At 63.4% G+C, this 19,581-nt stretch carries 20 protein-coding genes and 1 pseudogene; 14 read left to right on the plus strand and 7 right to left on the minus strand.

Going from position 1 to position 19,581, the window contains the following annotated elements:
* Positions 1-33: 33 nt before the first annotated feature.
* Positions 34-240, minus strand: a complete 207-nt coding sequence (locus tag BLIN9172_RS18420) for a hypothetical protein (protein WP_257904151.1) — start codon at positions 238-240, stop codon at positions 34-36.
* Positions 241-347: 107 nt separating this feature from the next.
* Between BLIN9172_RS18420 and BLIN9172_RS02780 the strand changes: the two genes are divergently transcribed.
* From BLIN9172_RS02780 to BLIN9172_RS02790, 3 genes are read left to right on the plus strand one after another with little or no spacing between them, the layout of a single operon-like run.
* Positions 348-1,388: an amidohydrolase gene (locus tag BLIN9172_RS02780; RefSeq protein WP_373270449.1), complete on the plus strand. Its 1,041-nt coding sequence runs from the start codon at positions 348-350 to the stop codon at positions 1,386-1,388.
* 50 nt (positions 1,389-1,438) lie between these two features.
* Positions 1,439-3,082 carry an AbgT family transporter gene (locus tag BLIN9172_RS02785; protein ID WP_062244090.1) on the plus strand — a complete coding sequence of 548 codons (1,644 nt, stop codon included), beginning with the start codon at positions 1,439-1,441 and terminating at the stop codon, positions 3,080-3,082.
* A 2-nt stretch (positions 3,083-3,084) separates the two neighbouring features.
* On the plus strand, positions 3,085-3,459 hold the full coding sequence (locus tag BLIN9172_RS02790; protein ID WP_101553733.1) for a VOC family protein: 375 nt from the start codon (positions 3,085-3,087) through the stop codon (positions 3,457-3,459).
* A gap of 66 nt (positions 3,460-3,525) precedes the next feature.
* On the opposite strand, the gene BLIN9172_RS02795 is transcribed toward BLIN9172_RS02790, so the two are convergent.
* The gene (locus tag BLIN9172_RS02795) at positions 3,526-4,506 is read right to left on the minus strand and encodes an NAD-dependent epimerase/dehydratase family protein (RefSeq protein ID WP_101553734.1); all 981 of its coding nucleotides are present in this window, start codon (positions 4,504-4,506) and stop codon (positions 3,526-3,528) included.
* A gap of 135 nt (positions 4,507-4,641) precedes the next feature.
* Here BLIN9172_RS02795 and BLIN9172_RS02800 point away from each other — a divergent pair, with 135 nt between their 5' ends.
* On the plus strand, positions 4,642-5,352 hold the full coding sequence (locus BLIN9172_RS02800) for a TetR/AcrR family transcriptional regulator (RefSeq protein ID WP_101553735.1): 711 nt from the start codon (positions 4,642-4,644) through the stop codon (positions 5,350-5,352).
* Positions 5,353-5,462: 110 nt separating this feature from the next.
* On the opposite strand, the gene BLIN9172_RS02805 is transcribed toward BLIN9172_RS02800, so the two are convergent.
* Complete coding sequence (locus BLIN9172_RS02805; protein WP_025779781.1) at positions 5,463-5,834, minus strand: DUF1844 domain-containing protein; 372 nt, start codon at positions 5,832-5,834, stop codon at positions 5,463-5,465.
* Positions 5,835-6,182: 348 nt separating this feature from the next.
* Between BLIN9172_RS02805 and infC the strand changes: the two genes are divergently transcribed.
* The 4 genes from infC to BLIN9172_RS02825 all read left to right on the plus strand — a co-directional run bounded on the left by infC (position 6,183) and on the right by BLIN9172_RS02825 (position 8,600).
* Positions 6,183-6,764 carry a translation initiation factor IF-3 gene (gene infC, locus BLIN9172_RS02810; protein ID WP_062244102.1) on the plus strand — a complete coding sequence of 194 codons (582 nt, stop codon included), beginning with the start codon at positions 6,183-6,185 and terminating at the stop codon, positions 6,762-6,764.
* Positions 6,765-6,864: 100 nt separating this feature from the next.
* A complete protein-coding gene (rpmI, locus tag BLIN9172_RS02815) occupies positions 6,865-7,071 on the plus strand; it encodes a 50S ribosomal protein L35 (RefSeq protein ID WP_101553737.1) in 207 nt (68 codons plus the stop codon).
* Between the two features lie 127 nt (positions 7,072-7,198).
* Positions 7,199-7,588, plus strand: a complete 390-nt coding sequence (gene rplT / locus BLIN9172_RS02820) for a 50S ribosomal protein L20 (protein WP_025779787.1) — start codon at positions 7,199-7,201, stop codon at positions 7,586-7,588.
* Between the two features lie 190 nt (positions 7,589-7,778).
* Positions 7,779-8,600, plus strand: coding sequence for a TrmH family RNA methyltransferase (locus tag BLIN9172_RS02825; RefSeq protein ID WP_101553738.1), 822 nt, complete (start codon positions 7,779-7,781; stop codon positions 8,598-8,600).
* Positions 8,601-8,739: 139 nt separating this feature from the next.
* Here BLIN9172_RS02825 and BLIN9172_RS02830 read toward each other — a convergent pair whose 3' ends face one another.
* The 3 genes from BLIN9172_RS02830 to BLIN9172_RS02840 form a co-directional block, all read right to left on the minus strand.
* Complete coding sequence (locus BLIN9172_RS02830; protein WP_101553739.1) at positions 8,740-9,291, minus strand: hypothetical protein; 552 nt, start codon at positions 9,289-9,291, stop codon at positions 8,740-8,742.
* A 69-nt stretch (positions 9,292-9,360) separates the two neighbouring features.
* Complete coding sequence (locus BLIN9172_RS02835; protein ID WP_145997915.1) at positions 9,361-9,741, minus strand: transcriptional regulator; 381 nt, start codon at positions 9,739-9,741, stop codon at positions 9,361-9,363.
* A complete protein-coding gene (locus BLIN9172_RS02840) occupies positions 9,738-9,950 on the minus strand; it encodes a ribonuclease PH (protein ID WP_101553741.1) in 213 nt (70 codons plus the stop codon). The genes BLIN9172_RS02835 and BLIN9172_RS02840 overlap by 4 nt, the downstream gene beginning before the upstream one ends.
* A 145-nt stretch (positions 9,951-10,095) precedes the next feature.
* Between BLIN9172_RS02840 and BLIN9172_RS02845 the strand changes: the two genes are divergently transcribed.
* From BLIN9172_RS02845 to BLIN9172_RS02855, 3 genes and pseudogenes are all read left to right on the plus strand, one after another.
* On the plus strand, positions 10,096-10,755 hold the full coding sequence (locus BLIN9172_RS02845; RefSeq protein ID WP_101553742.1) for a pentapeptide repeat-containing protein: 660 nt from the start codon (positions 10,096-10,098) through the stop codon (positions 10,753-10,755).
* A gap of 151 nt (positions 10,756-10,906) precedes the next feature.
* A pseudogene (locus BLIN9172_RS02850) lies at positions 10,907-11,808 on the plus strand (polysaccharide deacetylase family protein).
* Positions 11,809-11,896: 88 nt separating this feature from the next.
* The gene (locus BLIN9172_RS02855; protein WP_101553743.1) at positions 11,897-12,637 is read left to right on the plus strand and encodes a DUF429 domain-containing protein; all 741 of its coding nucleotides are present in this window, start codon (positions 11,897-11,899) and stop codon (positions 12,635-12,637) included.
* A 204-nt stretch (positions 12,638-12,841) separates the two neighbouring features.
* Here BLIN9172_RS02855 and BLIN9172_RS02860 read toward each other — a convergent pair whose 3' ends face one another.
* Positions 12,842-14,473: an acetolactate synthase large subunit gene (locus tag BLIN9172_RS02860; RefSeq protein WP_101553744.1), complete on the minus strand. Its 1,632-nt coding sequence runs from the start codon at positions 14,471-14,473 to the stop codon at positions 12,842-12,844.
* A 238-nt stretch (positions 14,474-14,711) separates the two neighbouring features.
* Between BLIN9172_RS02860 and BLIN9172_RS02865 the strand changes: the two genes are divergently transcribed.
* The 3 genes from BLIN9172_RS02865 to BLIN9172_RS02875 all read left to right on the plus strand — a co-directional run bounded on the left by BLIN9172_RS02865 (position 14,712) and on the right by BLIN9172_RS02875 (position 19,403).
* Complete coding sequence (locus BLIN9172_RS02865) at positions 14,712-15,755, plus strand: phenylalanine--tRNA ligase subunit alpha (RefSeq protein ID WP_101553745.1); 1,044 nt, start codon at positions 14,712-14,714, stop codon at positions 15,753-15,755.
* 1 nt (position 15,756) lies between these two features.
* Positions 15,757-18,342: a phenylalanine--tRNA ligase subunit beta gene (gene pheT, locus BLIN9172_RS02870; RefSeq protein ID WP_101553746.1), complete on the plus strand. Its 2,586-nt coding sequence runs from the start codon at positions 15,757-15,759 to the stop codon at positions 18,340-18,342.
* A gap of 179 nt (positions 18,343-18,521) precedes the next feature.
* Positions 18,522-19,403: an SDR family NAD(P)-dependent oxidoreductase gene (locus tag BLIN9172_RS02875; RefSeq protein WP_101553747.1), complete on the plus strand. Its 882-nt coding sequence runs from the start codon at positions 18,522-18,524 to the stop codon at positions 19,401-19,403.
* Positions 19,404-19,581: the final 178 nt, after the last annotated feature.

Raw genomic sequence — 19,581 nt, forward strand, 5'->3', positions numbered from 1 at the left:
TCCGGGCGTGTCAGATCGGCAAGGCCCCTATGCTTATGACCCATGAGCGAAATCCGTGACCTCAGTCACTCGACCGCGCCGGACGACAGCTACCTCGACGAGATGGCCCGGCAGACCCGGGCCCGGGCCGAGCAGGCCGCCGAGTGGGCCTCCGACTTCACCGGCGCCCCGGAGACGAGCCGGTCCGTCGTCGCCGAGGGCCTCGACGCTGCGGAAGGCGACCTCAGGGGTCTGCTCCACGCCATCCATGACATGGCAGAGACCGCCTTCGAGGAGTTCGATTCGGTCGCAGCGATCGCCTCGGTGCTCGAGAAACACGGAATCGACGTCGAGACGGCCTCTTCGGAGTGGAGACCACTCTGCGGGCGACGACGGGATCCGGACACGGGCGCACGATCGCGATCCTCGCCGAATACGACGCCCTGCCCGAGATCGGGCACGCGTGCGGGCACAACATCATCGCCACCGTCGGAGTCGGTGCCTTCCTCGCCCTCCACGCCCTGTACGAGAGGGACCCCGCAGCCGTGCCGGGCACCGTCGTGCTGCTGGGCACCCCGGCCGAGGAAGGGCATTCGGGCAAGGAGGTCATGGCCCGGGCCGGTGCCTTCGACGGCATCGAGGCGGCCATCATGGTCCACGGCTACGGGTATGACTGCGCCGACCAGGTATGGCTGGGACGTCGCCTGCTCAAGGTCACGTACTCAGGGGTCGCCGCTCACGCCTCGGCGCAGCCCTTCATGGGACGCAACGCCCTCGACGCGTCGAACCTCTTCTACCAGGGACTCGGTCTGCTGCGGCAGCAGATGCCGCCGATCTCCCGCCTGCACGCGGTCATCACCGACGGCGGAACGAGACCGTCGATCATCACCGAATCCGCGACCGTGCAGTGCTACGTCCGCTCGAAGTTCCCCGAAACGCTCAAAGAGCTCTCCGACCGAGTCGAGGACGCGGCGAAAGGTGCCGCACTCATGACCGGAACCGGCGTCAGGGTCGACTGGGACGACCACCCGCCCTCGCTGCCCGTGCGCACGAACCTGGCGCTGACCGCCCGTTGGGCCGAACACGAACAGACCCGCGGGCGCCAGCCGCTGCCCGCCGGCGTCCTCGACGAATCGATCGCCGCGTCCACGGACTTCGGCAACGTGTCCTACCGGATTCCCGGCATCCATCCGCTCATCAAGACCGCCGACGCCGAAGTGGCCCTGCACACCCGTGAATTCGCCGCAGCCGCGAAGACCCCTGCCGCCGAATCCGCGGCACTCGACGGCGCCTACGGTCTCGCGTGCACGGCTTTGGACTTCCTCGCCGACGATGCCCTTGCCGCTGCGGTGACCGACGAATTCGCCCGCGATGGGGGAGCGATCGACGTCGAGCACTTCTTCGACTGAGATCGCCACCTCCACACCCAGCCCCTCGCCTCCGAGAAGAAGGACCGCTCATGTCAACGACGACAGATGGGAAGGTCGGTTTCGGCCAGCGCACGCTGGACTGGATCGAACGCATCGGAAACAAGCTGCCCGAACCGTTCACGCTGTTCCTCGGGCTCTTCATCATCACCGGCCTCGTGTCCACCGCCATGGCCATGGCCGATGTCACCGTGGCCATCCCCGGCGGCGATGAGACCATCGCGATCAAGGGACTGTTCACGGGGGAGGGCCTGTCGTGGCTGACCACGACGATGGGCGACAACTACATCGGCTTCCCGCCCCTGGCCACGGTGCTGCCGATCCTGCTCGCAGTCGGTGTGGCCGAGAAGTCGGGGATGCTCGCCGCGGCCGTGCGGATCGCCTTCGGCAAGAGTCCGAAATGGCTGCTGCCCTACGCCGTCGGCTTCGTCGGAGTGGTCGGGTCGATCATGGCCGACTCGGCGTTCGTCATCATTCCGCCTCTGGCCGCGCTTGTGTTCAAAGCGGCAGGACGGCATCCGATGGCCGGCCTCATCGGCGGGTTCGCCGCCACCGGCGCCGGCTATTCGACGTCGATCGTCCCCACGAGCCTCGACGCACTATTCGCCGGGATCACCACCTCGGTGATGGAGACCCTGCCGAACACCGACTACACCGCGGTCAACCCGGTCTCGAACTACTATTTCAACATCGCCTCGTCGATCGTTCTGGCCGTCATCGCCGGCTTCATCATCGATCGGCTCATCGAACCGAACATGGTGCGCAAGGGAGTGCCCCGCGAATACGCGAACGCTTCGGGGAGCGGCCTGGCCCGCGAATACCAAGCACCCGACAGCCCCTACGGGGACGCCTCGGCGACGTCAGATGATTCCGGCGAGGACGATGCCACCGAGATCAAGGCCGAACTCGAGCCGGAGGAGAAACGCGGACTGATCTGGTCGCTCGTGGCGGCACTGCTGCTGACCGCGGTGATCCTGTTCTCCGTACTCATCCCGAACTCACCATGGCGGAACGAGGACGGCGGCTTCCTCCCGGAGTCTCCGCTGCTGTCGTCGATCGTGTTCATCGTCTTCGCCTACTTCATGCTCATGGGCGTCGTCTACGGCTTCGTCGTGCGCACCGTCCGGTCGATGAATGACCTGGTGAGGATGATGAGTCAATCGATCATCGACATGATGTCCTTCCTCATCCTCGCGTTCATCCTCGGCCAGTTCATCGCCCTGTTCAACTGGACCGGCATCGGTTCGTGGATCGCCGTCGCGGGAGCGTCGGGGCTCGAAGCGATCGGTCTGACCGGGTTCGCCGCGGTCATCGGCTTCATGCTCCTGGCCAGTGTGCTCAACCTGTTCATCATCTCCGGCTCGTCAATGTGGACGCTCATGGCAGCCGTGTTCGTCCCGCTGTTCTCCCTGCTCGGCTACGAACCTGCGTTCATCCAGGCCGGGTTCCGCGTCGGTGACTCGGCCACTCAGGTCATCACCCCGCTCAATCCGTACATGATCGTCCTCCTCGGCCTCGTCCGCCGCTATGAGCCGAATGCTGGGCTGGGCACGGTGATCTCGCGTATGTTCCCGTTCGTCATCCCGTTCTGGCTGGCCTGGGCCGTGCTGCTGGGCATCTGGTTCGTCTTCGACCTGCCGCTGGGACCGGGCAACGGAATCCACCTCGGAGGCTGATCATGGTGAGTCGAATTGGGGATCTCGTAGTCAAATCCCGAAACCCAGATCGGCTGAGCCGATTCTGGTGCGAAGCGCTGGGGTACGAAGTTGTTGCCACGGATGAAACTGGGATCGCAATATCAGGGGCACCGAATGCTCCGACCATTCTCTTCGAGCGTTCGAACGATTCATTTGGGGACAGTGTTCTGCATCTCGACCTTTGTCCTACTGACCGCAGCCAGGCGGACGAGCTGGAACGACTTGTGGCGTTGGGGGCGACGAAGACTGACGTCGTGCCGTCAGGAAGCTGGCACGTCCTCGCTGACCCTGAAGGCCACAAGTTCTGTCTCATGGCCAAGCGCATCCCAGCGGAGCCGGAAGACTTCCACGATTGAGAAATAGTCCTACCTGACACAGTGCTCGTACGCAATGATGTCACCGCCGTCTCCGCGTGACCCGGCTCAGAGCATCTGCCGCACACCTTCGCGCCAGTCGGTCGTTCCGACCTTCTGTGCCAAGTCGCTGGAGGCGATGACGCAGGGTTCGTACCAGATCGGTGCCAACTGGTTGAGCTCGTAGAAGGAGCGTTCGAACGCACCGACGGCGCGGGTCGCCCAGCGTGGGACCGAGAGCGGACGTTTGTGCTTCTGCTCAAGAGTGTCCGCGGTGAAGTCGGCGATCTCGGTCAGGGTCGGATTCGATGCCGGTGCGATCCGCAGTTGATGCGTCCCCGCGGGGACGGACTTCAGATCCTCTGCCGCCTGGATCATTGCGGCAGCGTGGTCGGCGATGAGGGTGATGCCGTGAGGGACGTCGGTGCGTGCCGGCACCATCGCCCGGCGCCCGGCGGAAATCGGTTCGGTGATGCACATCCGCACGACCGATGACCACTTCTCTGCGGTTCGGCCGAGCAGATCACCGGCGATGACGCTGGCTGCCGTTGCCGAATGAGCGGCACGGGCTTCGATGAGCCGCTGTCGGATTCGTCCCTTTTCCTCGAACGGGGTGAACGGGGAGGATTCGGTGATCGGGGAGTCGAAGCCGGCGAAGGCATAGACCGATTCCGGGAAGACCACGGGAATGTCGAGTTCAGCCGCGATGTCGAGGACCGCGGCGTCGAGTCGGGGGAGGAGCCGCTCCCATTTCCGACTGTCGTAGGGTGCATGTGCGCAGGCGAAGATCACATCGACGCCGGCGGCGGCCTCGGCTAACTGCGCGCGGTCGCTGGCATCGGCTTTGACATGAGTGGGAGCGCTGACTGTCGTCATCCCAGTCATTGACGACATTTCCGATGGGGCGGTCGCGTTGGTCGCGTCGGCCGAGGTGCTGGATGGACCTCTTCCGGAGCGGGTGGCGATGCGGACATCTGTGCCCGACGCTATGAGCTGAGCCGCGATCTCCGAACCGATCTGACCATTGCCGATGACGAGTGCTGTTTTCATGACGGATCCCTTCCGATGCCTCCGAACTATAAGCGAGAGCAGTGCTCTCTCGAATCAGCGTAGGCCTCGACGGTCGGCAATTCAAGAGCAATGCTCACTGTTGTCATCAATGCTCTCGAAAAGTAGGGTGAAGCCATGACTGAGACTCCGCGGCAGCGCGCCCGCATTGAGACGGAAGCGCAGATCACGGCCATCGGCAATCGCATGATCGATGACGACGGCGTCGACGGGTTGTCACTGCGGGCGATCGCTCGTGAGCTCGGAGTCGTCTCCAGTGCGGTCTACCGCTACGTGAAGAGCCGCGATGAACTGCTGACGATCCTCATCCGCGATGCCTACACCCAGATCGCCGACGCTGTCGACGAAGCCATGGAGGGGGAGCGGAGCGTGGAGGTTCTCGCCGTGAGGATGCTCGAGTGGTCTCGCGCCTACCCGAATCGGTGGGCGCTCATCTACGGCACTCCGATCGTCGGTTATGAAGCTCCCCGAGAGGAGACCGTGGTGCCGGGGACTCGAATCATGGTGACGCTCGCGGAGCTGATCGCGGCAACTCAGAACGACACCGAGGTGGCAACTGAGAGCGGTGCGAAAGCGAGCGGATCAGCGGCGAAGAATTCACGGGCCAATAGAGAGCAGCGAGGGATGGAGGCCGCGCTGCAGCCTCTGCGGGACGGGCTTGCGGAACTCGGTCTCGACTATGACGATCACGTGATTTTGGAGACCATCACGATCTGGGTTGCTGTGATCGGGCTGATCAACGGTCTGCGGTTCGGCCAGTTCGGGCCGGGATTCGACCACGTCGAAGACGATCTCATGTCCGAGGTGATCGGCCGTCTCGGAGCGTGAATCGGTGAACGTCTGCGGGCAAGGACACGGCCGCCTCGGCGAATGAGAATACGACAACGGCCCCCGATCGTCGATCGAGGGCCGCGGCCTGAACGGTCAGCGGGGGAGCGTCAGCGGACGGGGCCGGTGAACTTCTCTCCGGGGCCTTCGCCGGGGGCGTCGGGAATCTCCGAGGCCTCGCGGAAGGCCAGCTGCAGGCTGCGGAGTCCATCGCGCAGCGGGCGGGCGTGGTGGTCGCCGATCACGGTGGCGGCGCCGGTGACGAAGCCGGCCAGCGCGGTGATCAGCTTGCGGGCCTCATCGAGGTCCTGGAGGTCGGCGCCGTGGCCTTCGGCGGTGTCCTCGGCCAGGCCGCACTTGACGGCGGCGGCGGACATGAGGTGGACGGCGCTGGAGGTGATGACCTCGACGGCGGGGACCTCGGCGATGTCGCGCGTAACGTCGGCGATCGCCTCGGCGGGAACAGATTCTTCAGAACTCATGCCATAAGCTTGACATATAAATCAACGTGGCGATCACACCAGGGCCTCGATGTGCGAAGAGTCATGAAGCGTAGTACACTGGTAGCTGGTGCGAAGCGGAGTCTGTCTCCCACCTTGATCGCGAAGAGCGATCGGGTCCAAAGATCTGTCCTTCGGGCATTGTCCGAATGAGTGCAGATCGAGGTGTATTCACCGAACGTACGTCTACCGTACTGCTCGTGTGTGCAGGCTCCCTTGGCATGTGTCAACGGGAGCCTTTTTCGTTGCCACGACCACATTTGAGCAAAAAGGAGTGAACACATCAGCGAGACGCGCATCAATGACCGGATTCGGGTTCCCGAGGTCCGGTTGGTCGGACCCAATGGTGAACAGGTCGGTATCGTTGCCATTCGCAAGGCACTCGATCTCGCCGGCGAAGCTGGCCTCGACCTCGTCGAGGTAGCCCCGCAGGCGAAGCCACCCGTAGCCAAGCTCATGGACTACGGAAAATTCAAATATGAATCTGCCCAGAAGGCCAGAGAAGCCCGGAAGAACCAGGCGAACACTGCGCTTAAGGAGATCCGCTTCCGTCTCAAGATTGACGAACACGATTACGAGACGAAGAAGGGCCACGTCACCCGCTTCCTCGAAGGCGGCGACAAGGTCAAGGTCATGATCATGTTCCGCGGACGTGAGCAGTCCCGGCCCGAGATGGGCATCAAGCTGCTCAACCGCTTGGCCGAAGATGTGTCCGACCTCGGCTCCGTCGAATCCTCACCGCGAGTCGACGGACGCAACATGGTGATGGTTATCGCCCCGCACAAGTCAAAGTCTGACGCCAAGGCGGAAGCCCGGAAGGCATCAGCTGATGCCAAGGGCAAGTCCGCTGAGGTGAAGTCCCGTCGCGATCGGGTCGCTGCCGAGAAGAACTCAGCTCGCCCGGACGCGTGAGAAATTAAGTACGTCGCGTTCCAGGCCCGTCCTGGACTGTGCGTGTGAAGTAGTTGCAGGCGGTCGACGTCGGCAACGAATTGCAAAGGAGAACGGCACTATGCCGAAGCAGAAGACGAACAGCAGCGCCAAGAAGCGCATGCGCGTGACTGGCAGTGGCAAGATCATGCGTGAAGGCGTGAACAACCAGCACAAGTTCGAGGGCAAGACCTCGGCTCGTAAGCGCCGCGTGTCCACCGACCAGGTCATCACCGGTGGCGACCGCGCCAAGGCCCGCAAGCTTCTGGGCAAGCTCAAGGGCAGGTGAGACCCCTTTCGGGTCTTCGCTTTCCGGCAGCAGCCGGGAACTCCCACGGGCAGTCGACATCGGCTGTCTCAGCTTGAACCAGAGTCCGGCACCGCCGGTAGATACGAACTTTTCAAAGGAGTAACACGTGGCACGTGTGAAGAGAGCGGTCAACGCTCACAAGAAGCGCCGGGTCATCCTCGACCGGGCAAGCGGCTACCGGGGACAGCGCTCGCGCCTGTACCGCAAGGCCAAAGAACAGGTCATCCACTCGCTGGTCTACAGCTACCGTGACCGTCGCAAGCGCAAGGGCGACTTCCGTCGTCTCTGGATCCAGCGCATCAACGCCGGCGCCCGCGCCAACGGCATGACCTACAACCGTTTCATCCAGGGCCTCAAGGCCGCTGGAGTCGAGGTCGACCGTCGCATGCTCGCCGAGCTCGCCGTGAACGACTCGGCCACCTTCGCGCACCTGGTCAAGGTCGCCAAGGATGCTCTTCCTGCTGACGTCAACGCAGCGAAGACCGACGCCGCCTGAGCAGCGTCAACTCAAGACTCCGGTCACCAAGTGACTGACCGATCGCCTCGGTGATCGACGACGGCCCCGAACTGCAGGTTCGGGGCCGTCGGTCTTTCTGCCAGGACCTGCCTGGTCCCCAGATTCCCTCCTGTCTCCTCAGGCCCCGCTTCTTCCACTTCAGCACTCAACGGATCGAGAACACGGTTTCATGAAACTCCCTGACGTCATCTCCTCACCTCAGTCGAAGCGGATCAAGAACGCCGCGAAGCTGCTCAAACGCCGCGACCGCAAGGCCACGGGGCAGTTCCTCGTCGAGGGTCCGCAGGCCGTGCGGGAGGCACTGGCGCGCAAGGGCTCCGTCGTCGAGCTGTTCATCACCGAGGAGGCCGCCGAGGAGCATTCCTCGTTCGTCTCCGCGGCGAAGCACGGTCGCATGCAGTGCAGCATCGTCACCGGTGAGGTGCTCACCGAGCTCGCATCAACCGTGAACTCCCAAGGGGTCGTGGCCGTGTGCAAGGCTCTCGACGTGGATCTGACCTCGGTGCTCGACAAGGAAGCTCAGCTCGTTGTCGTTCTGTCGCAGGTGCGTGATCCGGGCAACGCCGGCACGATCATCCGACTGGCCGATGCTGCGGGCGCCGATGCCGTGGTGCTGACGTCGTCGTCGGTGGATGTCTATAACGACAAGGTCGTGCGGTCGACCGCCGGTTCGCTCTTCCACATTCCCGTCGTCACCGGAGTCGGCCTGTCCGAGGTGACCGAACTGGCCCGTGCCCGTGGGCTGCAGGTGCTCGCCGCCGACGCCAATGACGAAGCCCACGATCTTCACCACCCGTGGGACACCGGGCTGGATCTCACCGCACGGACCGCCTGGGTCTTCGGCAATGAAGCGTGGGGGATGAGCGCCGAGGATTTGTCGTTGTGTGATGCGTCTGTCGCTGTTCCGATCTATGGTTCGGCCGAAAGCCTCAACCTCGGCACCGCTGCCGGGGTGTGCATTTACGAGAGTGCTCGGAACCAGCGGATGTGAGGGGCTAGGCGGGCTGCGGACTCGGGCAGGTCTGTCAAGAGGCGGACCTGCCCCGGCCGAGACCGGGGCAGGCAACGGAAGGGAGGACCTTGATCTTGCGACCTTCGGCCTCCGAGTGCAGTCTACCCATTTTCCATCGTCAGGTAGCGTCTGGATCGGAGTCGACGTGGTGCCTGAGAATTGCGGCCGACATCCTTCTGCGACTGGTTTCTGTCACCTCGTCGGCCTCAGGCAGCCAGTGCACCAGAAGATCGGCGAGGTCGGACGGTATGTCGAGTTGCTCTGCTTCTGCGGCGCTCCAGCAGATGTCTGCGAGTGCTAGTCCGAATTCTCCGGTGGAGGCTGCGAGTTCGCCCAGCCCGGTATCGACACCGTGAGACTTGAGCAGAGCCAAGAACGGCCAGTAGAGCTCCTCACCGTCACCGACGATCGGCTTCCCTGCCGACGGGCTGTGAAGCTTGACGCGAGCGAGGTTGTAGGCGAAATCGAGGTAGTCATCGTACGCCCGCCAGCCGCGCCAAGCGCCGAGCGTGTCGATGATGTCGCCAGGGACGGCCAGACGCTTGTCGGCGACGATGCCGACGAGCCGCCGGATCCGAGCTTCGATGTCGGGTTCGTCAGTGGCGGCTGCTGCGTCACTGCTCTCGAGCAGGTGGCTGAGCGAGGTGGCAAGCTCATCGTCCGTCATCATTGCGCTCCCCGTCCGGTCTTTTCGATCGCCTGTGCCCAGTTCGAGTGATGCTCCTGCGCGTACCGATTTTCAGGAAGCAGAGGCCAAGAGCTGGCTGGCTCTTTGGTAGGAAACGCCCAGGGTCTCACCGATGTCCCGCACAGTCATTCCCAATTTGCGCAGCTCCTCGGCAGCCTGACGTGACTCGGACGCTGCCTGACTATTAGCGGTGGCAACGATTTCTCTCAGTCTGGCTGCCTCTTGCAGATGCTCTTGGGCGGCGCTGGGAACGATTGGAACAACTGTGACTTCAACTGCCGTTTCGGGAACATCGGCAACGAAAGCGATAGCTTCCGGCATGATCTTCTTGGCTTCCGCGAGTGATTTGGATTGTGACAGTGCTCCGGGGACTTCACGGCACTGCAATGACCACCAGGATCCGTTGCGGGTTGCTTCGACTGTGTATGTCACTTCCGCCACCATCCTTTCCCGAGTTCCTTCGCGTACTGATCAAAGAATTTTCGTGCAGTGACATCGTCGATTTCACTGTGCCGACCGAGCGTGGATCGGGTCTGTCCGACCGTGACACCTGTGTGGTTGGTGAGTTCGGTCAACGAAAAATCTTTCCCGGCTGCTTTGGCTGCTTGTTTGAGCTTCTTGAGAACAGCCGTCCGCTTCATTTCTTAAGTCTAGTGCAGGTTAGACAGGGGCGTCTAGAGCGATCTAGACATCTGGCTCGTTGAAATGAAACTGCTCCGGTGGGGTTTTGTCTGCGTCTACTGTTGGATGAAATGCCGTGTCCGTAGGAGCCGTTAGGGTGGCACTATGGCCACCGAATCTCCGCGCCCACCGAAGCTCAGCCTCGACGATCTGGTTCAGGGCTTCCTCGGTGATATCGGTCCCGAGGAATTCCTCGAAGGGATGGAGTTCAGCGACCTCAACCTCGCCGAGGCGGACGCCACCCAAGCGACGTTCCTCGACTGTCGAATGACGAACGTGAACTTCGGCGACGCCGAAGCTCCGATCGACCTCACCGGGGCCAGGATCTCCGGAACGGAGATCATGGACTGCCGTGCCGACACCTGGAGCATGCCCCGCGGAAACCTTTTGCACACAGCGATCTCTGGAACGCGGATCGGTGCCGGCGTTGTCTATGACAGCGTGTGGGAGAAAGTGCGATTCACCAACTGCCGCATCTCCTACCTCAACCTGCGGGAGTCGAAGCTCACCGACGTCGAGTTCCGCGACTGCAAGATCGACGAGATCGACCTCGACCGAGCTAAGGCCAGCCGGGTCGCATTCCCGGGAAGCAGCGTCGGCGTCTTCCAATGCGAAGGCGTCACCCTCGGCAACGTCGACATCCGGGGCTTGGAACCGCACAAGATCTCCGGAGCCCACTCTCTGCGCGGAGCGACCATCGACGACACTCAGCTCATGCTCTTCGCTGAACTCTTCGCCTCGGAACTCGGAATCACCGTGGAGTGAGCACGGGAGTTTCCTAGCGGAGTAGCAAGGTCTCTGACCTGGTGAGACACCTATTGCGCAGATCACACTTCGGTGAAAGACTCACAGCATCGCGGCATTCGCCCGCAGCGAATCCGCGTTCTCACTTTCGACTCGACGGAGGATTCGCAAGATGGCCAAAGAGATTTTCGTATCGCTCGGCATCGACATCGATGCAGTGTCAGGTTGGCTCGGTTCCTACGGCGGGGAAGACTCTCCCTCGGACATTCAGCGGGGCATCTTCGCCGGCGAAATCGGAGTTCCCAGGTTGCTGAAGATGCTCAAACGCCGCGATCTCAAGGCAAGCTGGTTCATCCCCGGTCATTCGCTCGAGACCTTCCCTGACCAATGCAAGATGGTGCACGACGACGGACATGAGATCGGCGCCCACGGCTATAGCCACGAGAACCCCGTCGCAATGACGAACCGTCAGGAAGACATCGTCATGGAGAAGTCCGTCGAGCTCATCACGAACCTCACCGGCAGCCAGCCGCGTGGCTACGTCGCCCCGTGGTGGGAGCTGAGCGCATACACTCCAGAGCTGCTCAAGAAGTTCGGTTTCGAATACGACCACAGCCAGAGCCACAAGGATTTCGTGCCGTACTACTCCATCGCCGGCGACGAATGGACGCCGATCGACTATTCGCAGTCGCCGGAACGTGGATGAAGCCGCTCAAACACGGCAAGGAGATCGACCTCGTCGAGATCGCCGCGAACTGGTACGTCGACGACCTGCCACCGATGCTGTTCGTGAAGAGCAGCCCGAACAGCCACGGGTTCGTCGATCCGCGCGATATCGAGACCCTGTGGCGCGACCAGTTCGACTGGGTCTACCGCGAACTCGACTATGCGATCTTCCCGATCACGATCCACCCGGACGTGTCCGGCCGTCCGCAGGTGCTGCTCATGCTCGAACGTCTGCTGGACTACATCGGCGGGCACGACGGTGTGAAGATCGTGACCATGGGCGAGATCGCCGATGACTTCCGGGCACGCTATCCGTTCGAATCACCTGAACGCCCGCCGGCGTACTGATAACACTGGTCAGTAAACGGCGTCCGTCGTCGATACCTCCGTGAAGCGGGCAGATGGCCCCGTGAATACTCATGGAAAGAAGGTCGGGATGAGAGTTGCCGGAGTCGACCTCGCAGCCGAGGCAGACCGCACTGGCCTCGCCATACTCAACGTTGGCGAGCGGGAATCCCTCAACGCGCGAATGACAATTGACGAACTTCTTCTTGGCGCCGACGATGACGCGATCCGGGACACAATTGTTCAGGCAGGTCGGACAGGTATTGACGTGCCTCTTGGCTGGCCACAGAGATTCGTCGAGTTCGTGTCCGACCACGCCAGTGGACATCTGTCCGCGCCGGTGACCACCGACCGCGAATGGCGACGGGGGCTGGCGCTGAGGGAGACTGACCGGTCCGTCCAACGCTGCACCGGTGTCTGGCCATTGAGCGTAGCTACCGAGCGGATTGCTTATGCGGCAATGCGCTGGGCCGGTATTGAGGCACACCTGAGGGCAGAGGGCGTCTCAGCCGCTCGAGACGGGTCAGGTGTCGTCTATGAGGTCTATCCTGCGGCAGCGCTGAAAGCGTGGGGCCTGCAACATCGTGGTTACAAAGGACAGAAGAACTCTGAAGTCCGGCACCAGTTGGTTGACGACCTGTCCGCGAAATTTCCCAACTTGGAGTGGAATGGGCACAGAGACTTCTGCGTCGCCGATGACAATGCGCTGGACGCAGTGCTCGCCGCCATCATCGCACTGGAAGCCTATCTGGGCAGATGCGAGCCGGCTCCCACTGAATTGAAGTCGAGTGCGCGAAGAGAAGGGTGGATCTGGGTTCCTCGAAATGACTGACCTGGCTAGTCTTCGTTCGCTAAACCCCTCGGGACTGTCCAGAGCAGTGAATCGATCGGTCGATCCCGGAGGACGGCTTTGGTGATCTCGCCGAGAGATCCCCACGCACACATCGCGGAGACCCCCAGCAGAATCGTGAAGATGCGTGACCGTATCAATTGACCTACTGGCCGATCAGGGTCGGAAGTACCAAAAATCAGCACCTCACCGCTTCCCCAACTCATCGATGAGCACGCGCTTGTTCTCCGAATAGTCGATGGGCACGACGACAACGTGCACGCCACCGACAGAGAACGCATCCTCCAGGGCATCGCTGATGCTGTCGACATCATCGACGCGGGTGCCGGTGGCCCCATACGACTCCGCGTACTTGACGAAGTCGGGGTTGCCGTAGGTCAGCCCGAAGTCGGGGAATCCGTCCGCGGCCTGCTTCCAGCGGATCATGCCGTAGGCGTTGTCCTCGAGGATGACCACGACGAGGTCCAGCCCGAGCCTGACAGCGGTCTCCAATTCCTGGCTGTTCATCATGAACCCGCCATCACCGACCACCGCCATGACGCGACGCTCCGGGTAGGTCAACTTCGCCCCGATCGCCGAGGGCAGCCCGGCGCCCATCGTCGCCAGAGCATTGTCGAGCAGCAGAGTGTTCGCCCTGGTCGTGCGGTAATTGCGGGCGAACCAGATCTTGTACATCCCATTGTCCAGGGCCACGATCCCATCGGTCGGCACGACGTCGCGGACTTCCTGGACGATCCGCTGCGGGATGAACCGATCCTCATCGGCTCCCTCGTGGATCTTGATGAGGATCTCATCGCGCATCGGCAGGAGCGCCTCGGCGGTGGGCACGGGAGACCCGAGCACCTCGGCGAGCTTATCCAGGGACGGGCCCAGGTCACCGATGACCTCGAACTGCGGGAAATACACCTGCTCGACGATGGCGGGACGGTACCCGATGTGCACGACGGTCGGCCCGGTCTCATCCATCGTGAACGGCGGTTTCTCGGTCGTATCGTGACCGATGGTGACGATGACGTCGGCCGCATCGATCGCGTCGTGGACATAGTCACCGGACGTCAGGGCCGCCGTGCCCATGTACAGATCCGACGACCCCGACACTGATCCCTTGCCCATCTGCGTGGTGACGTAGGGGATGCGCCTCTCGGCGACGAAACGCGACAGCGCCTCACTGCACGACGCCCGGGACGCATCCGCACCGAGCATAAGCAGCGGGTTCTTCGCCTCCTTGATGACGTTCGCGGCGTTCGCAATCGCCGTGTCCCCGGCGACGGGCCGACTGTTCGTATGCGGTTCGATGAGCTCGAACCCGTCGACCGGCATCCCTGCGATGTCCTCGGGCAGTTCGAGGTGCACCGGTCCCGGACGCTCGGCCTGAGCGGCGCGGAACGCCTCCCGGACCATCGTCGGGATCATCGCCGCCGAGGTGATCTGCTTGCTCACCTTCGTCAGCGGTTCCATCGTCGCCACCGTGTTGACCATCTGGAACGCCGCCTGCTCGGCCGTGCGGATGCCCTTCTGGCCGGTGATCATGATGACCGGCATCCCGCCGAGGTGGGCGTACGCGGCCCCGGTCGCCAGGTTGAGCGCGCCGGGCCCCAAAGTCGTGAGCACGACCCCGGGCTTGCCGGTCAGCCGACCGTAGGTGGCGGCCATGAACGCGGCCGCCTGCTCATGCCGGGTGAGGATGAGTTCGATCGATGAGTTCCGCAGGGAGTCGACGAAGTCGAGGTTCTCCTCGCCGGGAAGGCCGAAGATCCGCTCGACGCCTTCGTTCTCCAGGGCTCTGACCATGACATCTGATGCACGTTGTGTCGTCATGTGCCCGACCCTACGCCTCACGCGGCTCGATCCCTATGACCAGCCCCACACCACCGACGCCGAGGCGGCCCACCCACCCAGCTGACGTGCGCAACCGCACGGCCGCCTCGGCGCCCACCGAGGCGGCCCACCCACCCAGCGGACCCGACCTGGGCCCAGCCGGGGGAGACGATAGACTGGCAGGCGAAGAGAAACGACGTCCCCTCAGCTGCGGGCAAGTACGGACAAAAGGACATTGATGACAGACCAACTCGACCCCTTGGACGAGTCGGCCGTGAAGCAGGCCGTCGACGCGGCACTCAAGGCTTTCGCGGATGCGACGACGCTCGACGAGCTCAAGCAGGCGAAGATCGACCACACCGGCGACAAAGCCCCGCTGGCGCTCGCCAACCGAGCCATCGGCTCACTCGACAAGGCCGATAAGGCCGCCGCCGGAAAGATCGTCGGCAAGTCCAGGGGAGTGGTCAAGCAGGCCCACGACGCACGTCTGGCCGAGCTTGAAGCCGAACGCGATGCGGCCGTCCTCATCGAAGAGGCCATCGACGTTACCCTGCCCACCGATCGTCGCCGCCTCGGCGCTCGCCACCCGTTGAGCCTCATCCAGGAACAGGCCGCCGACTACTTCGTCGGCCTCGGCTGGGAGATCGCCGAAGGCCCCGAGATCGAATCTGAATGGCTGAACTTCGACGCGCTCAACTTCGGACCCGACCATCCGGCCCGCCAGATGCAGGACACGTTCTTCGTCGACCCACCTGAGGCCGGCCTCGTCCTGCGCACCCACACCTCACCGGTGCAGTCACGTTCCCTGCTGCAGCGCGGCGTGCCGCTCTACGTCGTGTGCCCGGGCAAGACCTTCCGCACCGATGAGCTCGACGCCACCCATACCCCGGTCTTCCACCAGATCGAAGGCATCGCCATCGACAAGGGCCTGACCATGGCCAACCTGCAGGGCACCCTCGACGGATTCGCCCGCGAGATGTTCGGGCCTGAGTCGAAGACCCGTCTGCGCCCGAGCTTCTTCCCGTTCACCGAACCGAGCGCGGAGATGGACTTCTGGTTCCCCAACAAGGTCGGCGGTCCCGGCTGGATCGAATGGGGCGGCTGCGGAATGGTCCACCCCAACGTGCTGCGCGCCGCCGGCATCGACCCCGACGTCTACCAGGGCTTCGCCTTCGGCATGGGCATCGAACGCACCCTGATGCTGCGTGAGGGAATCAACGATATGCACGATATGGTCGAAGGCGATGTGCGCTTCTCGGCCCGTTTCGGAATGAAGGCTTGATATGCGCGTCCCACTGAACTGGCTGGCCGACTATGTCGATCTCCCAGCCGAGACCGACCCCCATGCCCTCGCTGCCGAATTCGCGGCCATCGGACTCGAGGAGGAGGACTTCTTCGGCCCCGAGATCACCGGCCCCCTCGTCGTCGGCCGGGTCCTCGAACTCGTCAAGGAAGAGCACTCGAACGGCAAGACCGTCAACTGGTGCCGCGTCGACGTCGGCCCCGAACACAACGAGGATCTCGACGATCCGAAGGACCCGCAGCCCGGTCCCGAGGTGCCCAGCCGCGGCATCATCTGCGGTGCGCACAACTTCGTGCCCGGCGACCTCATCGTCGCCTGCCTGCCCGGAGCCGTCCTGCCCGGTGACTTCGCCATCGCTGCGCGGAAGACCTACGGTCACAAGTCCGACGGCATGATCTGCTCGGCCAAGGAACTCGGCCTCGGCGAGGATCATTCCGGCATCATCGTGCTCTCCGATCTCGGGCTGACCGGCGAGCCCGGCGACGATGCGATCGCGCTGCTCGGTCTCGACCAGGTCACCCTCGACGTCAACGTCACCCCCGACCGCGGCTACCAGCTGTCGATGCGCGGCATCGGACGCGAATACGCGCAGATGAAGGGCCAGACCTTCACCGATATCGGATCCGCCGAGGTAACCCCCACCAACGCTGCCACCGACGATGGATTCCCGGTGACGGTTGAGGACGACAACCCCATCAACGAGGTGGCCGGCTGCGACCAGTTCACCGCACTTCAGGTCACCGGGCTGAATCCGGCTGCGAAGACTCCGTTCTGGATGCAGCGTCGCCTGCAGCAGGCCGGCATGCGCCCGATCAGCCTGACTGTCGATGTCACGAACTACGTCATGCTCGAACTCGGCCAGCCTCTGCACGCCTACGACACTTCGCTGCTCGGCGACGAGATCGTCGTGCGCCGTGCGAGTGCGGGGGAGAAGTTCACGGCTCTCGACGATGTCGAGCGCACGCTCGATCCCGAGGATCTGCTCATCACCGACCGCGGTTCTGGTGCGACTGGCAAGGGTGGAAAGATCATCGGTCTGGCCGGCGTCATGGGCGGCGCCGACGTCGAGGTCAACGACCAGACGACCGACGTCGTCATCGAGGCCGCTCACTTCGACCCGATCTCGATTGCCCGCACCTCACGCCGCCACAAGCTGTCGTCGGAGGCCTCGCGTCGCTTCGAACGCGGCGTCGACCCGTGGCTCGGACCCGTGGCGGCTCGTCGCTGCGCGGACCTGCTCGTCGAACTCGGCGGCGGAACGCTCAGCCCAGCGACCACACAGATCGGGCAGGCTCCCGAGGCAACCGTCATCGAACTCCCGGTCGAGCGCGTAGCCGCATTGGTCGGTGTTGAGTACACAACCGCCGAGGTGACCTCACTGCTCGAGGGCATCGGCGCAACTGTGTCGACTAAGGACGATGAGGCGGTGTCGGTGACCGTGCCCAGCTGGCGCACCGACATCACCGACGACGTCGACCTCATCGAGGAAGTCGCCCGCACCGGCGGCTACGACCGGATTCCGTCCGTTCAGCCCGCCGCTCGGGCAGGCAACGGTCTGACGGTGGCGCAGAAGACGCGTCGCCGGATCTCGAATCTGCTGGCGGCCGACGGGTTCACCGAGGTGCTGTCCTACCCGTTTACGAACGATAAACGGGATGACCAGCTGCGGCTCGAGGCCGATGACGTGCGCCGCAAGCACGTGCGCCTGGCCAACCCGATGTCCGAAGACCTGCCGCTCATGCGCACCAACCTGCTCTCGACGCTCGTCGACCTCGTGGTCCGCAACCAGGGCCGCGGGGCGAAGGACGTCGCGCTGTTCGAAGCGGGACTGGTGTCCACCTCGGCGGGTCTGCCTGAAGGTCCCGGACCGCGTCACCTGCCCGGATACCACCCGAGCGATGCCGAGCTTGAAAAGATCTACGCATCGGTGCCGCACCAGCCCTACCACTACGCGGGCATCATCTCCGGAAACGCCGAAATGCCCGGTGTCTGGGGCAAGGGCCGCAAGGCCGAGGCCACCGACGTCATCGACACCGTGCGCCGGATCGCATCTGTCAACGGACTCGAGGTCACCGTCGAGGCCGACCAGATCGCCCCGTGGCATCCCGGTCGCGTGGCGAAGTTCGTTCTTGCCGACGGTCAGTTGCTCGGCCATGCAGGTGAGCTGCACCCGAAGGTGTGCGAGAACCTCGGTCTGCCCGCGAGGACCGTCTCCTTCGAGATTGACCTCGATGCACTGCTGGCTCAGGATGACCTGCGCGCCTGGGATGGTGCGCTGTCGACCTACCCGGTGTCGCGTCAGGATGTCGCCCTCATCGTCGATGCCGAGCTGCCGACGCAGACTCTGGCCGCGACGTTGCGCGAAGGTGCCGGGGAGGAGCTCGAACTGCTCGAGACTTTCGACCTCTACACCGGCGACCAGCTGCCCGAGGGCAAGAAGTCGCTGGCGTTCCGCCTGACCTTCCGCGCCCCGGACCGAACGCTCAAAGCCGATGAGGCCTCGGCGATGCGTGAAGCGGCGACGAAGTTGGCCGCCGAACGTCACGGCGCCGAAGTCCGCAGCTGAGAACAGTGCGTCACAGAGCCCGGTCAACCGTTAGAGTGGTTCGACCGGGCTCTGCCGTAACTGCTCACTGCCTCGCGGCAGCGAGCACGCGAGCAACCGAACGCGCGGGCGTGAGCACCTGTTCCGCGCACCTGGACAACTGACCACCCGCACCCGACCAACACCGAGGAGTCCCGATCATGTCCGAGAAGCTGCCCTACGGCACCAACACGCCCACGACCGATGGGTCCTCAGAAGTAACCGCGGTTCCGTCTGAGACGATTGCGCTCATCACCGGTGGTGCCCGCGGAATCGGACGCCACCTGTCGGAAGCATTCGCTGGTGCCGGTTATGACGTGATCGTGACGGCGACCTCGGCGGAGAAGGCGGAAGCTGCGGCAGATGAGATCGCTGAGGCGACCGGGGGAACGGTGACCGGTGTCGGTCTGCGCACTGATGACATCACTGTGGTGAACCAGCTGCGTGACTCTGTCGCTGAACTCGAGAAGTCGACGGGCAAGCGGCTACAGGTGCTCATCAATAATGCGGGGCGCATCGAGTCGACCGAGGGGCCACTGTGGGACGCTGATCCGGAGAGCCTCAAGGGCGTCGTCGACGCGAACGTGCTCGGCGTCGCGCTCATGATCAACGTCTTTGCGCCCATATTGATGGCGGGCGCCCAGGCGACCGGCCGTCTCAGCCGCATCATCGACCTCAACTCGGGGTCGGGAGCGAAGGGCACGCCGGCGTATGCCGTGTATTCGGCGTCGAAGGCGTCACTGTTCCGCCTCGCCGATTCGGTCGTGCACTTCGGACACGAGAAGGGGCTGCGGATCTTCGAGATGGCACCCGGTGTCGTTGAGACCGCCATGACGAAGTCGATGCCCGTGCATGATTTCCGTCAGGGCGATGATTGGACCTCAACCGAGCAGGTCACCGATCTGGCTGTGGCTTTGGCCTCGGGGACATTGGACGCGTTCACTGGACGGTACATCCGCGCCGGTGCGGATTCGGAGGAGTCGCTCATCGCCGAGGCTGCTGGCGGACTGCCTGACTCAGTCCGTCGGCTCGTGCTGGGCTGAGATCGTTCCGGTTGAGCCATTAGCTGCGGTGAAGTCGTTGCGAACTCGGCTCATCGACAACGCCTATTCGTTCACGCTCAACCTCTTCCACCTCCTTGTCGCGGCGAAAAGAGGCGCGCCGACTCTTGTGCCCATTGGCTCGGCTGAGTTCGAGGCCAACGCCTTAGGCTAATTTGAT

The sequence above is a fragment of the Brevibacterium linens ATCC 9172 genome, assembly GCF_900169165.1.
GTDB classification, from domain to species: Bacteria; Actinomycetota; Actinomycetes; order Actinomycetales; family Brevibacteriaceae; genus Brevibacterium; species Brevibacterium linens.

Excerpts from the sequence above, each read along its gene's own strand:
- BLIN9172_RS02785 (WP_062244090.1), top strand. The coding sequence starts at position 1,439 with ATGTCAACGACGACAGATGGGAAGGTCGGTTTCGGCCAGCGCACGCTG.
- BLIN9172_RS02790 (WP_101553733.1), top strand. The coding sequence starts at position 3,085 with ATGGTGAGTCGAATTGGGGATCTCGTAGTCAAATCCCGAAACCCAGAT.
- BLIN9172_RS02795 (WP_101553734.1), bottom strand. The coding sequence starts at position 4,506 with ATGAAAACAGCACTCGTCATCGGCAATGGTCAGATCGGTTCGGAGATC.
- BLIN9172_RS02800 (WP_101553735.1), top strand. The coding sequence starts at position 4,642 with ATGACTGAGACTCCGCGGCAGCGCGCCCGCATTGAGACGGAAGCGCAG.
- BLIN9172_RS02805 (WP_025779781.1), bottom strand. The coding sequence starts at position 5,834 with ATGAGTTCTGAAGAATCTGTTCCCGCCGAGGCGATCGCCGACGTTACG.
- rpmI (WP_101553737.1), top strand. The coding sequence starts at position 6,865 with ATGCCGAAGCAGAAGACGAACAGCAGCGCCAAGAAGCGCATGCGCGTG.
- BLIN9172_RS02825 (WP_101553738.1), top strand. The coding sequence starts at position 7,779 with ATGAAACTCCCTGACGTCATCTCCTCACCTCAGTCGAAGCGGATCAAG.
- BLIN9172_RS02830 (WP_101553739.1), bottom strand. The coding sequence starts at position 9,291 with ATGATGACGGACGATGAGCTTGCCACCTCGCTCAGCCACCTGCTCGAG.
- BLIN9172_RS02840 (WP_101553741.1), bottom strand. The coding sequence starts at position 9,950 with ATGAAGCGGACGGCTGTTCTCAAGAAGCTCAAACAAGCAGCCAAAGCA.
- BLIN9172_RS02845 (WP_101553742.1), top strand. The coding sequence starts at position 10,096 with ATGGCCACCGAATCTCCGCGCCCACCGAAGCTCAGCCTCGACGATCTG.
- BLIN9172_RS02855 (WP_101553743.1), top strand. The coding sequence starts at position 11,897 with ATGAGAGTTGCCGGAGTCGACCTCGCAGCCGAGGCAGACCGCACTGGC.
- BLIN9172_RS02860 (WP_101553744.1), bottom strand. The coding sequence starts at position 14,473 with ATGACGACACAACGTGCATCAGATGTCATGGTCAGAGCCCTGGAGAAC.
- BLIN9172_RS02865 (WP_101553745.1), top strand. The coding sequence starts at position 14,712 with ATGACAGACCAACTCGACCCCTTGGACGAGTCGGCCGTGAAGCAGGCC.
- pheT (WP_101553746.1), top strand. The coding sequence starts at position 15,757 with ATGCGCGTCCCACTGAACTGGCTGGCCGACTATGTCGATCTCCCAGCC.
- BLIN9172_RS02875 (WP_101553747.1), top strand. The coding sequence starts at position 18,522 with ATGTCCGAGAAGCTGCCCTACGGCACCAACACGCCCACGACCGATGGG.